This is a genomic window from Geodermatophilus sp. DF01-2 (genome assembly GCF_004571065.1).
GTDB lineage: Bacteria > Actinomycetota > Actinomycetes > Mycobacteriales > Geodermatophilaceae > Geodermatophilus.
This window is the reverse complement of sequence record NZ_SPQN01000011.1, coordinates 19,448-34,644: the sequence shown is the minus strand read 5'-3', so window position 1 is coordinate 34,644 and position 15,197 is coordinate 19,448. Positions and strand designations below refer to the sequence as shown.

Annotated in this window: 7 protein-coding genes and 1 pseudogene; 1 reads left to right on the top strand and 7 read right to left on the bottom strand. The window is 71.2% G+C overall.

Annotation, left to right across the window (positions count from 1 at the left end; translation table 11 throughout):
• Positions 1 to 330 precede the first annotated feature (330 nt).
• From E4P41_RS05490 to E4P41_RS05480, 3 genes are all read right to left on the bottom strand, one after another.
• A complete protein-coding gene (locus tag E4P41_RS05490; RefSeq protein WP_135139920.1) occupies positions 331 to 756 on the bottom strand; it encodes a YciI family protein in 426 nt (141 codons plus the stop codon).
• Positions 757 to 888: 132 nt separating this feature from the next.
• On the bottom strand, positions 889 to 1,617 hold the full coding sequence (locus E4P41_RS05485; protein ID WP_209307556.1) for a potassium channel family protein: 729 nt from the start codon (positions 1,615 to 1,617) through the stop codon (positions 889 to 891).
• A 227-nt stretch (positions 1,618 to 1,844) separates the two neighbouring features.
• Entirely contained in the window at positions 1,845 to 2,534 is a 690-nt protein-coding gene (locus E4P41_RS05480; RefSeq protein WP_209307555.1) for a maleylpyruvate isomerase family mycothiol-dependent enzyme, read from the bottom strand.
• A 100-nt stretch (positions 2,535 to 2,634) separates the two neighbouring features.
• Here E4P41_RS05480 and E4P41_RS05475 point away from each other — a divergent pair.
• Positions 2,635 to 3,311, top strand: a pseudogene (locus tag E4P41_RS05475) (transposase); the annotation flags it as partial.
• 275 nt (positions 3,312 to 3,586) lie between these two features.
• Here E4P41_RS05475 and E4P41_RS05470 read toward each other — a convergent pair.
• The 4 genes from E4P41_RS05470 to E4P41_RS05455 form a co-directional block, all read right to left on the bottom strand.
• Positions 3,587 to 4,045: a hypothetical protein gene (locus tag E4P41_RS05470; protein ID WP_135139918.1), complete on the bottom strand. Its 459-nt coding sequence runs from the start codon at positions 4,043 to 4,045 to the stop codon at positions 3,587 to 3,589.
• A 144-nt stretch (positions 4,046 to 4,189) separates the two neighbouring features.
• A complete protein-coding gene (locus E4P41_RS05465) occupies positions 4,190 to 4,804 on the bottom strand; it encodes a hypothetical protein (protein ID WP_135139917.1) in 615 nt (204 codons plus the stop codon).
• On the bottom strand, positions 4,773 to 6,854 hold the full coding sequence (locus E4P41_RS05460) for an RHS repeat-associated core domain-containing protein (protein ID WP_135139916.1): 2,082 nt from the start codon (positions 6,852 to 6,854) through the stop codon (positions 4,773 to 4,775). Before E4P41_RS05460 ends, E4P41_RS05465 begins: the two co-directional genes overlap by 32 nt.
• A 404-nt stretch (positions 6,855 to 7,258) precedes the next feature.
• Positions 7,259 to 15,127: a DNRLRE domain-containing protein gene (locus tag E4P41_RS05455; RefSeq protein WP_135139915.1), complete on the bottom strand. Its 7,869-nt coding sequence runs from the start codon at positions 15,125 to 15,127 to the stop codon at positions 7,259 to 7,261.
• Between the last annotated feature and the right edge of the window lie 70 nt (positions 15,128 to 15,197).

Sequence of the window (15,197 nt, the reverse complement as noted above, 5' to 3'; positions counted from 1 at the left end):
CACCTGCCGGACGGCGGGAGGGAGCACGTGGCCGACGCGCGGGCGGGGACGGGCCCCTGGATCGCGGCGTTCTCCCCGCGGTGGCCACTCCCCTGGCCGGCTGGCTGCGGGCCGCGGCGGCGCGGCAGCCGGTGGAACCGGCGGCCGCGGCCGTCGCCCGGGCGCTGCTGGCCCGATTGCCCTGACGGCACCGGTCGGAGGCCCGGCGCCCCCGTGACACCGGGTCCTCCAGCACTGTACGAGACCGCGAGGTTCTGTCCGACGCCGACGCGACCCGGCCGGGGGCACGCGACGTCGTCGTCCCGCCGCGCACCGCCGCCCCGCCTGCCGTCAGGAGTTCTGCTGGGTCTCGACCGTCGCCCGCAGCCGGTCCTCCTGTTCGCGCAGCTCCGGGGTCATCGCGTCGCCGAAGTCCTCGGTCTCGAAGACCTGGCGGACCTCGATCTCGTCGTCGCGGAACGGCGCCCGCCGCACCCACTCCTCGATCTCCTCGCGGGAGCCGGCCTGCAGGATCCAGTAGCCGGCGATCAGCTCCTCGGTCTCGGCGAACGGCCCGTCGACGACGGTGCTCCTCCCGTCGGCGTCGAAGCGGACGCGGAAGCCGCGAGAGCTCGGGTGCAGGCCGTCGCCGGCCAGCATGACGCCGGCCTTGACCAGCTCCTCGTTGTAGGCCCCCATCTCGGTGAGCTGCTGCTCGGTCGGCATCACGCCGTTCTCGCTGTCCTCGTTGGCCTTGACGATCACCATGAAACGCATCGGGGGTCCCTCCTCGGACGGGGCGGTCGCGGCCCGGTCGGCCGGCGGTCCACCGCCCCTCACTGACACGTCGAACGGGCACCGCCCGGATCGACACGGTCGAGGGATCTTTTCTCACGACCGCCCGGGGGGTCACCCGCCGAGCCGCTTCCCCTCGCCGAAACCGTGGTCGGCCGCGTACGCGCGCATCCGGTCGGCCGCGTCGCCGTCCACACCGAGGAACTGCTGGCCGAGGACCGCCAGGTAGTCGTCGACCGCGTGCGCCACCAGGTCGCCGGCCAGCCGGACGTCCACGCTGGGCGCACGGCTCGCTGCGTCCGCGAGATCGGCGGCGACGGTCACCATCGCCGCCAGTGCCGCATCGGCGGAGTACTCGCGGAAGTAGTAGGTCTCGGCGTACTGGGTGACGTCGACCCGGGCCTGGGCGAACGAGTCGGCGAGGCCGGCGAGGACCTGCACCGCGAGCGTCCCGTCCGGGCTGGTGAGCATCGCGGCCGTGTCGACCTCGCGCAGCGTGGCGAGCCGGACGGCGAGGGTGCGCCGCCGGATGAGGGCGGGGTACAGCTGCAGGACCCAGGTGACCGCGGCGGTGAGCAGCGCGAACCCGATGAAGGCCTGGATCGGGAGGACGACGCGCAGCCAGGCCGCCGTCGGCACGATGTCCCCGAAGCCGAGCGTCGCGGTGGTGACGAGGCTGACGTAGACGGCGTCGAGGAAGCCGCCCCGCCGGTCCGGGTCCAGGCCGCTCCCCAGGGAGAACCCGTCGTCCAGGTGCGGCCAGTGGACGAGTGCTCCACCGATCACCACCAGGATGGCCCAGGTGAGCACGACCAGCACCATCCCCAGCGGTCCGCTGAGCACGCCGCCTCCTCCGGAATCCCTCCGGCGACCGCTCCGGCCGGCGCGCCATACCGCAGACATGACCCGACGGCTGAGGTCTCCCCGCCCGGTCGGGCGCCACAGGGTGTGGAAGATGTCGCGCAGGGCCAGGGCCACGACGGCCGCACCGGCGGCCGTGACGAGCCAGTCCAGTACCGAGTGCATCCCCGCAGCTTGCCGACGTCCCGCCGCCGTCGCAGGTCAGGGCGTCAGAGCCAGCGCGGCAGCTCCGGCAGGGCGCCGTCCGCGGCGAGTTCCTCGCCCCGGCTGCGCCCGGTGAGCCAGCCGGTCACCGCCGGCAGCGCCCCGGAGACGGCGACCGCACCGCTCCCCCACTCCCGGTCGCCGGCGAAGACGACGACGTCGGGCGTCTCGCCGCGCCGCTCCCACGCGCCGAACACCTCCTCGCAGATCGCCGCCTGCACGTCCTCGGCCACGTCGGCGAAGCCCACGCCGGCGTCGAGGTCGACGGCGTGCACGACCACCTCCGTGCAGCGCATCCACGGCACGTGCGAGGCGGGCACCGGGCGGCCCTGCATGGTGCGCACCTCCGCCGACCACGCCGGCCCCGGCAGCCCTCGGACGGCGTCGGCGAGCCGGGCGGTGGCGGCGACCAGCTCGGTGCGCAGCTGCGACGCCTCCAGCGCGGCGGCCTCGGCGATGCCGGCGTCCCGCGCCTCGCGCGAGGGGTACATCGGCGTCTCGTCCCCGGTCCGCGCCCAGGCCAGCAGGTTGACCAGCGCGTCGGCGTTGCGGGCGACGTGCGCGACCACGTGTCGGCGGTCCCAGCCGGGAAGCAGCGAGGGGCCGTCGAGTTCCTCGTCGGTCAGCCGGCCCAGGGCGGTGGCGAACAGCCGCTCCCCGTCGGTCCACCGGTCCATCGTCTCCGGCGTGGTCATGCGGGCTCCTCGGTGATCTCGGGGACCAGAACGCCTCGACGCTAGCCCGGATCGTGCATCGCTCCGGTTCTGATCATCCCGATGCGTCGGTCGTGCAGCGGTGATCCTGGCCGACGCCGCCGGAGCCATCCGCAAGGTTCTGAACTGGTGCCACCGGCAGCGGTTGTCCTACTCGATCGGCCTCGGCCTGCCAGAGGACACCGCCAAGCTGCTCGCTCTCTTACCGGCTGAGCGTGGACGCCGACCTACGACGCGCACGACAAGATCCGCGACGGCGCCTGGGTCGCCGAGCTGACCAGACTGCTGGACCTGACCGGCTGGCCGGAAGGCATGCGGGTCATCGTCCGCGAAGGACGCCCATATCCTGGCGCCCAGTTACGGATCACCGATGCCGACGGGCTGCGGGTCACCGCCCGCGCCGCCAACAGCACCCGCGGGCAGCTGCCCGCACTCGAGCTGCGCCACCGCCGCCGCCCCCGGGCCGAGAACCGCATCCGAGCCGCCAACGACACCGGGCTGACCAACCTGCATGACCCCGCCCAGAGCCAGATCTGGTGCGCCACCGTCGCGCTGGCCTGCGACCTGGTTGCCTGGATGCAGATGCTCGCCCTGACCGAGCACCCGGCCCGCCGGTGGGAACCCGAGCGGCTGCGCACCCGGCTGTTCACCGTCCCGGCCACCCTCGCCCGCACCGGACGTCGCCGACTGCTGCACCTGACCGAGCACCACCCCTGGGCGACCACCGTCACCGACGCATCACGCGGCTGCGCGACCTGATCGCCGCACCGGCCGCCGCGGCCCTCGGTTTATATGTGAGGTCGGTCTGTCAAGTGGCAGGGCGAGGCGCCGCCCGGGCTAGCTGCTCTGGCGGCGCCTGGCTTTGTGCTGGCTCGAGTCAGCGGGACGACGGGATGAGCGTGTCGGTGCGACGCGCGGTCCATGCTGATATGCGCGGGTTGGTTACCGCAGGACGGCGTTCGGCAGGGGCGCTCCGGCGTGTCTGAGGTCGAGCGTCACGCCCGTCGATCCGAGTGGTGGGTCAACGTCGTGGCTCACAGCCGAACACCGTCATGTCCCGGCCGAGCTCGCCGATCACGGCCCGGGCCGAGTCCGGGCCGGCGCCGGGGATCTTGGCCAGCCGTGCCACCGCCGAGGCGACCGTGGCCGGTGTCGCGGTCGGCGGGGTCGGGTTGCCACCGTCGGTCTCGGTGGGTCGGTCTCGGTGGGTCGGTGCCGGTGGGGTCGGTGCCGGTGGGGTCGGTCTCGGTGGGGTCGGTTGCCGGGTTGGGCAGCGCGGTGATCGCCTCATCGAGCAGGACGGTCACCGCCTCAATGTGGGCGCTGAGTTCGTCGATCTGGTCGAGCAGCATCCTGGCCAGTCGGGCGTGGTGATCGGTGAACCGGCCATCGCAGGCCTCCACGACCGGGCGCCGGCGGCCTCGGCCAGGGCGGTCGGGGAAGACGAGGTCGCGGGCACGGGCCTTCTCACTGGCGATCAAGGACTTCGACACCCTCAGATCACCACATGGCTCGTGCCCGCCCTGAAACCGCAGCCCTGCCATCTGCCCACAGCGCATCAGCGCGATTACTGCTGCTGCTCTTGTGCTGACCTCACTCGACCGCGGAACCAGGTGAGGAAACCTCATTGCTGCTCTTCACTTAGGGTTTGTCTCATTGTCAGGGAAAAACTCCCGAAACTCCTTAATGGGTGCTAGAGAATTCAACACCTCCGACTCATTAAGAGCAGTCTCGCTCCCGGCCTGCTCCACGGGGAACTCGTCGCGCAACGTCAAAATGATGCCGAGCCAGTCTTCACCGGCCAGTGCGTGCTCATCAACCTCAAGAAGCCAGATGAGAGTCTTGAGCGCCAAGGAGGGAGCGATCGAGCCACTTATGGCGCGATCGACCGTCAAGCGCATTAAGCATTCTATGGTCTCGGCGCCCCGGTCAAGACCGCCGCCGGAGTCGACTGATTTCCTCTGGAGGGAGGCGTCGCCTCTGGCGTAAGACAGGTCCACAGCGATCTCGATCGCTCGGTCTCTGATTCTTCCAGAAGTAATGATGGCAAGATCTTTCACGTAATCGAACAGATAATCCAGCTCTCGTGCGTCGTTAAGGTCGAGGTTGAGGTCCCACACGGCCCAGGATCTGCCACTCGCGAAAGCCTCTGCCGGCAAGGGCAGTCGCACATGAACCAACCAAGGATAAGCATCGTTCGTCAGCAACTTTTTCTCCAAGTCAACGCATCCGCTTGAACTGGCGAACTTCACCCGTCCGCGGGTTGTACATCCAATGCCACGCCGTTCGCCGCCCGTTGGGCGCGTTTACGTGTTGGCGCTTCTCCCATCCGGTAAATCTCCGGTCGCCGATCCTCTCGGCCCCGATGATGCGCCGTCCTCCTCCACTTTGCGCCAGAGAGCGTGCTTCTCGGCGCGCGAGGTCTTCGGCGAGTCTCCGACCGCTGACAGACGAGGTCGAGCAGTTGTGGACGAGCGTCCCGTGGCCGTTATCTCCGATGACAAACGTATGGACATTGCCAACGCTCAGGTTGTAAACAGTCTGCCCTGCCATCCAGCCTTTGTCGAGGAGCGCCACAATGACGCGTAGGTCGCCGTTGGCGCTGGCGAGGAGATCGCCGACTTCGAGGCCGTCGGCGTCGGTCCACCCCTCGCCCTCGACCCAGATGGGGTGGTTCGCGGTGGCATTCCAGGTGTCCTGGCCGCTAACGACGCCGGCAGCCTCTCCCTCACCCCGGTCGGTGGCTGCTGTGGTGGTGACGGTGATGAGGTGTTTGTCCCCGGTGCCGACGATGACGTCGAGGACCGGTTGCGCGGTCGTCTCACCGGTGAGGGGGTCGCGGGCGGTGACGAGGTCGCCGACGTCGATGTCGCTGATCGGCCTGGTGGTGCCGTCGGCCATCAGGACGCCGGTGTCGGGGGTGAAGCTGTTCCGTGTACGGCACGAGGGGCCGCGCGGAGCGGGTGCCGGTCGGCGCACCGGCGCCCGTCGGACGGCTTGGACGGTGGAGCGGCCGACGCGGGCGGCGGTGTTGCCGGCGGCGCGGGCGAGGGCGAAGCCGGCGCGGACTGCGCCGCCGGCGCCGACCATCTGGGCGGCGGCGGTGGCGGCCATCTCCAACGCCCGAGACCGGTTGCCGGTGGCGGCGTAGGCGCCGGCGGAGATGGCGCCGGCGGCGGCGCCGATGGGTCCGGGGACGACGGTGGCGACGACTTCGGCGACGCGGGCGGCGCGGCGCAGGAAGCCGCCCATGGACCAGCGGCCATCGAGGTCGGTGCAGTTGACCGGGTCGGCGGAGCAGTAGTCGTAGGCGGTGGCGTTGCCGCCGGGCTCGGGGTCGACCGACCAGAACCGGCCGGTGCCCGGGTCGTAGAGCCGTACCCCCATCAAGAGCACCCCGGCGAGGGCGTCGGCGGAGCGCTGCTTGCCGCCCAGCCAGCCGTACCGGCCGTCCTTGCCCGGCGCCGACCCGTCGCTCACCCGTGCGATACCGGTGGTGAGGTCGGTCGGGTTGCCGAACTCGTCGGCGGTCTGGTGCGCCAGCCCGGTCCAGTCGGCGGTGTGCTCGCCATCCCGGATCGGCAGCGTCGTCATCACGTCGCCGTGCAGATCGATCAGCTGCAGCACCCGATCGCCGGTCTTGCCAGTCTGCATCGCCAGGTTGCCGTCGAGGCCGTCGACGTAGCGCGTGATCTCATCCGGCAGCGAGGCGTCCTCGGCGATCCACGCCGGAAAGTCGGAGTCGGAGTCGTAGTGGTTGACCTTGGTGACCGCCTCCTGCCACCCCGGCGTCCCGTCGGCACCGACCGCCCACGCCTCGTTGGTGTAGGAGGCGAACCGGCCGATCGCGTCCAGCGACCAGGTCTGCCGGGCGACCCCGTCGATCGTCTGCGAAGCGATCAGATCGTTGGCGAAGTAGCCGTTGACCACCCGCGCCCCCGGCGACCCGCGCACCGGCGCCGTGGTGATCCGGCCCAGCGGGTCGTACACCCACGCCCCCGCGTCCACCGCCGACTCGGTGACCAGCCGGTCAGCCGAGTCATACGTGTATGACGTGGTGCTCGCCGCCGCGCCGCCGGGGTTGGCCGGGTCGGCGCAGGTGCTGCTGCCCGACGCGGCGGTCGCCAGCAACGACCGGTTCCCCCGGGGGTCGTACCCGTACTTGCGGGCCACGCACAGCGACGCGCCGGTCAGCGTGTCCTGGACGTCGGTGAGCCGGCCCAGCGCGTCGTAGGTGTAGCGCTTCGACGCCGCCGGGGTGGCGTGGGTGACCATCTGCCCGGCGCTATTCTCCACCGCCACCGACGCGGCGGATTAGACCATCCTGCCGGCTCGCGGAGTACACCGGACAACATCGCCTGTGAACGACCTAACCGGGTCCTGTGCGCATCCGCCGCCAATGCTGGTTATGAGCACCGCCACCGAGTGACATCCCTAGTCCTCGTCGTCGATAACCGTTACCGCCCATGTGGCTCCACGATGACTCCTATTCGCCCAAACGCCGGGAGGCATGTCGGCGATTTCTCGAAGGCTTGGGTCCGCCTCGAAGACATGACTCTGGTGCGCCATCTCCATGCGATCCGCCCTGAACTCATCATCTGTAAGGTACTGCCAGTCTCCATCCCAGTCATGGAAGACATTGGTCACCACGGCTCCATCGAAGACTTCCCTGCGGACGAAGACTACTGGGCCTTCAGCTTCACTCGTCACCTGTTCGACTTCCTCATGTTGCACCGAGCGCACAGAAGTTGTCCATTTGTTTGAGGATTGTTGTTCCCTCCCCGTGAACGAGCAACTACGTGGTCCACGTGTCCCGATCGCATGTCCATTTTTTGCCCTTTAGTGAGTCGGATAGGTTTGACAACCTGGACCTTACACATCTCGCATATGTTTCGCCCACCATGCTTAACGGCATTCTGCACCCAGACGTAGGCCCTGCGCGCTGCCGAGAAGGTCCCGCCACATTTGATTGTCGAGTAAGACCGATTGTGAACAAGAGTGCCACTATACCGCTCGCCGACAATGAACGTGTGCACATTGGCGACGGACAGGTTGTAGACCGTCTGCCCAGCCGTCCAGCCATAGTCGACAATACTTGAGACGATGCGTCGCTGGCCGCTGGCGCCGGTCGTAAGGTCGCCGGTCTGAAGCTCCACGGCATCTGTCCAACCAGAGCCCTCAACCCAGATGGGATGGTTCGCCGTGGCTATCCACGTGTCGTCAGCCGTCAGCGGCGACACGCCTTCTCCGCCGGTAGGCGGCGCGCGTGAGGTTGTCACGCCGACCAGGTGCTTGTCCCCAAAGCCGACGATGACCCTGAGGACAGGTTGCGCGGTGAGCTCGCCAGTCAACGGATCCCTTGCTAGAACGAGGTCGCCCACCTCTAGGTCACCGATGGGTTTAGTGCTGCCGTCGGCCATGAGCACAGGCGTCTCGGGGGTGAAGCTATTGGGTATCGGGCAGCTCCCACCGGAGCGTCGCACGACCTTGCTGACTGAAGCCCCGGCCTTTGCTGCGACTCGTCCGCCGGCGCGGGCGGCTGCGAAGCCGACCTTCACCATGGCTCCGCCGCCGGGCACCATCGCGGCGAGGACGGTGACGCCCATCTCGAGCGCTTTGCGCCGGTTGCCGGTGGCGACGTAGGCACCGGCGGAAATCGCCCCGGCCGCGGCTCCGATGGGCCCGGGGACCACGGTGGCGACGACTTCGGCGACTCGGGCGACCTTCTTGGTGGCCTTCTTGACCAAGCTCGTGAAGACGCCCCACTGGCCGTCGAGGTCGGTGCAGTTGACCGGGTCGGCGGAGCAGTAGTCGTAGGCGGTGGAGTTGCCGCCCGGTGACGGGTCGCGCGACCAGAACCGGCCGGTGGCCGGGTCGTAGAGCCGCACCCCCATCAACAGCACCCCGGCGAGGGCGTCGGCGGAGCGCTGCTTGCCACCCAGCCACCCGTAGCGGCCATCCGCTCCCGGCGACTGGCCCTCGGTGACGACCGCGGCGCCGGTGGTGAGGTCGGTCGGGTTGCCGAACTCGTCGGCGGTCTGGTGCGCCAGCCCGGTCCAGTCGGCGGTGTGCTCGCCATCCCGGATCGGCAGCGTCGTCATCACGTCGCCGTGCAGATCGATCAGCTGCAGCACCCGATCGCCGGTCTTGCCAGTCTGCATCGCCAGGTTGCCGTCGAGGCCGTCGACGTAGCGCGTGATCTCATCCGGCAGCGAGGCGTCCTCGGCGATCCACGCCGGAAAGTCGGAGTCGGAGTCGTAGTGGTTGACCTTGGTGACCGCCTCCTGCCACCCCGGCGTCCCGTCGGCACCGACCGCCCACGCCTCGTTGGTGTAGGAGGCGAACCGGCCGATCGCGTCCAGCGACCAGGTCTGCCGGGCGACCCCGTCGATCGTCTGCGAAGCGATCAGATCGTTGGCGAAGTAGCCGTTGACCACCCGCGCCCCCGGCGACCCGCGCACCGGCGCCGTGGTGATCCGGCCCAGCGGGTCGTACACCCACGCCCCCGCGTCCACCGCCGACTCGGTGACCAGCCGGTCAGCCGAGTCATACGTGTATGACGTGGTGCTCGCCGCCGCGCCGCCGGGGTTGGCCGGGTCGGCGCAGGTGCTGCTGCCCGACGCGGCGGTCGCCAGCAACGACCGGTTCCCCCGGGGGTCGTACCCGTACTTGCGGGCCACGCACAGCGACGCGCCGGTCAGCGTGTCCTGGACGTCGGTGAGCCGGCCCAGCGCGTCGTAGGTGTAGCGCTTCGACGCCGCCGGGGTGGCGTGGGTGACCATCTGCCCGGCGCTGTTCTCGAGCGCCGCCGAGGAGGAGATCACCGCCTCGTCGGAGGTCCGCAGGTAGGTGCGGGTCACCGGGGTGCGGTTGGCGTCGTAGCCGATCCGCAGCGCCACCCCGCCGGGCAGGGTCTGCTCGGTAATCTGCCCGTCCGGACCGTAGGACGCCGAGATCGTCCCGCCGACGGAGTCGGTCACCGAGGTGACGAAGCCGCGCGGCTCCGTGGCCCGGTCGTAGGTGAACGTCGTCGTCGACCCCGTGGAGTCGCTGACCTCGGTGGGCTTGCCGACCCGGTCGAAGACGCTGGTGGTCCAGCCGCCGCTGCCGTCCTCGTAGCGGGTCATCCGGCCGAGCAGGTCGAAGGACTTCTTCACCGTCGACACCACCGCGCCGGCGGGGTCGTGGCCTTCGATCACCGTCACATCGCCGGTCGCCGGGTCGTAGCGGTTCACCGTCTTGGCCACCGGCGTTCCCGCCCCGGCCCCGGAGGCGCTGATCGTCACCGACAGCACCCGGTCGGCGGCGTCGTACTCGGTCACCGTCGTGCGCGACACCGTGGCGGTCGCGCCGTTGACCGGGCCCGTTGCCGACTCGGTGGCCGAAGCGATCGAGCCGTACCGGTTGTAGCCGGTGACGTGCTTGACCGGCAGCTGCCCGGCCATCCGCGCCGGGTCGTGCCCGGTAACCGCGCCGGCGGCGTAGCTCATGCACGGCAACCCGGCGTAGGCCGGCTTGTTTCCGCACGCCGCCTGCTGCCCGTTCGGCCCGGCGGTGTAGTAGACGGCGAGGTTCGTGCGGGCGTCGCTGCCCGTCGACCCGATGCCGCGGGACTCCACCGCCCGGCCCTGGGCGTCGTAGCGGACCAGGGCCGACAGGTTCGCCCCGGTGGCGTCGAACGTGACCACCGTTGGAGAGCCTATCTTCCAGCCCGAGGTCGGGCCGATCGGCGACGCGCCGTCGATCGGGTGGTAACCGTTCTTGGTGACCTCGACGTCGGCCAGCTGCTCCGGCGCCGAGCCCGCCACCAGCAAGGCGTCGGTCTGGGTGGTGACCAGGTGGTAGGCGGCGCCGTCGGGTTTGCCCTCGTCGTAGGCGTAGGTGGTCAGGTCGTGCACCAGCTGCACGTTGCCCGGGTCGTTGCCGATGGCCAGGCTGACCAGCGGCCCGCGGGAGCGCAGCAGGTCGATGCCGTCGAGCCCGTAGGTGTGCTGCGTCGACAGCGCGACCGCGCGGCTGGCGGTGTCGGCCTGGGAGAGGTTCAGCGCCGCCAGGTCGGCCTCGGCGGAGGGTAGCTGCCCGAGCGCGAGCAGCCGGTTGGTGGCGTCGAGTGAACGCACGACGTTGCCGTGCCGGTCGTACTCGGCGGTGTCGATGAACCCGGCGGCCGGCGCGTCGGGGCCGGCGGGGGTGGCGGTGTTGACCTCCCGGCCGGAGGCGTCCAGGTAGTGCACGGTCGCCGCGCGGTAGCCGTCCCGCCCCGGCGTGGTCTCGGTGGCGGTGGTCACCGCCGGCACGTCCTCGGGGCCGAAGACCGCGGTGGCGTCGGTCGGGCCGATGCCCTGCGCCCAGCCGGCCAGCGCGTCGGGGTGCAGGTCGTAGGGGCCGCCGGCGGCCCGGCTGGTGGGCACGTTGTAGACCAGGGTGCTGGTGGTGTCCGGGCCGGGCTGATCGAGCGTGCCGGGCACCAGCGAGGCCCGGGAGACGCTGAGCAGCCGCCCGGAGCTGCGGTCGAGCAGATCGCCGGCGCCGACGGTGGAGCGGGCGCCCCCGGTGCCGTAGCGGAACCGCCACGGCAGCTCCCCGGGAGGGGTGAGCGTGATGACGCGGCCGTCGGCGTCGTAGGTGTAGCTGGTCTTCAGCGCCGGGCTGATCCGCGGATCCCACACCTCCCGCAGCCGCCCGCCCTCGTCGTAGGCGTAGCGGACGGCGACGACCGACTCGGTGGCGGCGGCCCCGTCCGGGGTCGACCACAGCCGCACCTCGGACACCTGGTTCTTGACCGTCCCGAAGGAGGTCGCGGTGGCGGTGGTGGTCTTGGCGTAGTCCAGCTCGATGACCTCGCAGCCGGCGGCCGGCACCGGGGCCGTGCAGGCCGCCGGGTTGGTCGGCCCGCCGTCCACTCCGGGCTCGACCGGCGCGATCAACCGGGTGAGCCGCACGTGGCCGTTCTCGTTCGTGTACTGCAGGCGGGTGGCGCCGGCGGCCGCCGGGGGTGCGGTGGTGGCCAGCTGGGCGACGGAGCTGCCGGGCTGGACGACGAACTCACTGACCGTGCCGTCCAGCTCGGTCAGGCGCCAGTGGCCGGGGCCGATCACCACCAGGTTCAGCGACTCCGCGCCCGGCTGGGGCCACCAGCGGTGGTTCCCGGCGCCGGTGAACCAGATCTCCCCGCCGCCGGACAGGTGCACCCCCGCCAGGTCCGGGTAGGGCTGGCTGATGTGGCTGTAGGCGGTGCCGGCGATCTCATCGGTCGTGCCCAGCGACCACTGCGGGCCCAGCGGCGCCCAGATCTCGCGCACCGACAGGTCGTCGAAGAAGACCGTCTTGCCGCTGACGCCGAAGCCGTTGTACAGCCGCACGAACGCCCCGCCGCCGCCGTCGGGAACGGTGAAGTCCAGCGTCAGCCGCTGCCAGGTGTCGGTCTGGGTCGGCCGGGCCGAGGCCGTGTGCCGGTAGGTCCCGCCGCTGTCCTTGTAGTAGCCGGCGATGGTCAGGCCGTTGGGGTGCGCCGGGTCGAGCCCGGTGGCCGCCGGCACGTAGATCCAGCCGCTGATGCGGTAGGTGCGGCCGGCCTTCATGCCGATGTCGCCGGTGTTGAGCGCGCCTGGGTAGGCGAAGGAGTCCTCCGACGCTCCGGTGGAGGTGACCTTCAGCGAGCTGCCGCCGGCGTGCCAGCGCGCCGTCGCCGTCTCGATGCCGACCCCGGCACTGGCATGCACGCTGGTGGTGTCGGCCAGGCTCTGCTGGGCGGTGGTCAGCAGCTCGCGCTGCGGCTCCAGCCCGGCCCGGGGATCCCGGGAGGAGGCGGTGCGCTCCAGCGACAGCCCGAACTCGGCGACGTCGGTGCTGGACAGGGCGTAGTCGCCGGTGAGCAGGTTGACCGTGCCGGGGCCGACCGCGTCGGTGGCGGCGTACTGGGCGTCGGGTGAGACGGTGACGGTGATCCAGGCGGTCGGGTAGGCGCCGCTGCCGGCGGCGTCGGTGGCCATCCGGGCACGGACCTGCACCGGCCCGGGCACGTGGCCCAGGGTGGCGGCGGCGTCCCAGACCGCATGGTCGCCCAGGTCGCTGAGCGGCGTCCAGGAAGCGCCGAGCGGGCGGCCGTCGGCGCGGGTCAGGGCGGCCAGGTCGATGTCCTGGTGGGCGGTCGCGTCCGGGCCGCGCCGCCACTGGAAGCTCACGTGGGTGAAGCTGGGCTCGCCGGCCGGCGTCAGCCGGACGCGACGCACCACCTGCGCGCCCTCGGTCGGTGACAGCAACCCGGCGCGGCCGACGTGGAAGGCGTACTTCACGACCGGCGAGACGTTCCCGGCCTTGTCGACCGCCTGCAGCTGCAGCACGTTCACCCCGGTGTCGGTCGGGGTGACCGACAGCGAGGGCCCGGGAGCGGTGCTCGACGTCGTGTCCGGCGGCTTGTTCAACGCCCAGCGGTAGTGCGCCAGCGTCGGATCGGCGGCCGGCAGGGACAGCGTGAACGTCCCGGCCTGGCCGGCGTCCTTGTGCCACTTACCGTCATTGGGATAGTCGGCCGAGGTGACCGCCGGCGCCGCCGGCGCGGTCCCGTCGACGGTGAACTCGTAGACGACCGAGTCCTGGGTGTTCCAGTCGATACCGTCGGCTGAGACGACCTGCAACGTGTACCGCCCGCCGTCGCGCAGCACACCCGCCGGCACCTGCTTCTGGCCGACACCGCCATTGGCGACGGCCAACGCGACCTCGTTGAACACGACCTGCTGCGTGCCGGCGTCCTTGACGATGAAGCGCATGTCCACCGGCCCGCCGTCGGCGTCGTGCGCCACCGCGGTCAGCCAGGGCGTGGTCACCGTCGACCAACCGTTCGTCTGCCCGTTGACCTTCAGCTCGGTGGCCGGGCCGGGCTTGGTGTTGTAGTGGATCCACACCGTCGGCACCGGCCCCCCGGCGTCGGCGGCGGTGAACTTCTTCCACCCGAAGCTGTCGGCCTCGTTCTCCGCCTTCAGACCCATGCTGACCACGCCGGCGTTGTGGCGCACCCAGGAGGCGAACAGGTTGGTCACGTCCGCGGTCACCCAGCCGTCCTCGCAGCCGGCCCCGTAGCCGGTCGTCTCCGAGGACACCGCCCACCGGCCGTACCAGGGCGGCTGGGAGTGGATCCGGGTGGCCGTGTTGGCCAGGCCGGTGTCCCAGACCTCCCAGTTTCGCGCCTGGCAGGAGTAGGAGTGCCACTCGAACAGCCACAGCTCCGCGGCCAGGATCGTGGTGTTCCGGATCCCGGACAGATCCAGGTGGATGAAGGAGCGGGCCGCGCTCGCCCCGCCGTCGAAGGTGCCCAGCCGCAGCTCGGTGCTGGCGGACTGGTCGGTCGAGTAGCCGTGCTGCACCCAGGTGTCGAAGCCGTCGCGCCAGCTGGCCCACACCGGGTCGACCACCACCGGGTAGGTGGTGTCCGGATCGGCCAGGAACGCCGGATCCGGCGTCAGCGACAGCGCCACCTCCCCCGGGCCGGTCACCGTCACCGCCTCGGTCAGCGGCAGCGCCGGGCTCGCCCCGGCCTCGGCCGCCTCCGGTGAGGCGGCCCGGCCGGCCTCCGGCCCCGGCGCCACGTCCCCGCCCGGCAGCGCCGGCGGCGGCGTGCCATCCGGCGCCGGCACCGGTCGCGGCCCGGGCGCCGGCGGCTGCACCGGCTCCTCCGCCCACGCCGGGAAGGACGGCATCCCGGTCACCGTCGCCTCGGTCGCAGCCTCGGCGGTCCACGGCTCGGTCAGCGGGTGCTGCCGCTCGCCATCGACCTCGGCGTCCCACACCAGCGGCGTCCCGGTCGACGCCACCACCGCGCCATCGCCGGTCTGGAACTGCACGCCGCCGTCGGCGGCCGGCGCGGCCACCACCCCGTCACCGCCGATCGTCAGCGACAGCTCCGGCGCCGCCCCGGCCACCGGCCGCTCGGTCAGCACGAAGAACTGCTCGTAGCCGGTGCGGGTGGCCTCCACCACCAGATCGACACCCGGCTGCACCTGCGGATACACCGCCCGCGGCCCCTCCAGCCGCGGCTCCGGCAGGCTCTCGGTCCACGCCACGCCCACCGTGCCGCCGTCCGGGCCCACCATCGCCGCCAGCGCGCCGTCCTCCGGCACCCCGGCTCCGGCCAGCACCAGGCCGTCCGGATGCGCCTTCGGCCGCACCCGGCCGTCCTCGCCCAGCTCGAGGGTCAGGTCCACCGGCGCCCAGTCCGCCGCCGACGTGCCGTCCCCGTCACCCTGCCGCACCCAGATCGGCGCCATCGCCTGACCGGTGGCCATGGTGCCGTTCGGCAGCGCCCAGGTCGACGACGTCTCGGTGCGCTCCCCGACGACCTCGACCCGCTCACCCTCCAGCCGGGCGATCGTCCGCGCCGTGGCGATGTCCGGCGCCTGCAGCCCCCCGTCCTCGCCGCGGACCGGCTCCGCCTGCGACGGCGGCTCCTCTCCCGGCGCGGCATACGCCGGCTGCGTGACGACGAACGTCTCCGCCAGCAGCGCCGCCGCCAGAGCGACCCCGAGAACACCCTTGCTCCGCCACTGCGGAACCGCGCTGAAGCCGTGGCGAACGTCCACGCGAACCCATCCGAGGCAGCCGGCGATCGGATCACGACGGACCCGGAGCTCCCTCCGGGGCGCTCGGCGA

Coding starts and splice junctions, on each gene's coding strand:
- E4P41_RS05490 (WP_135139920.1), bottom strand. CDS start 756: ATGCGTTTCATGGTGATCGTCAAGGCCAACGAGGACAGCGAGAACGGC.
- E4P41_RS05480 (WP_209307555.1), bottom strand. CDS start 2,534: ATGACCACGCCGGAGACGATGGACCGGTGGACCGACGGGGAGCGGCTG.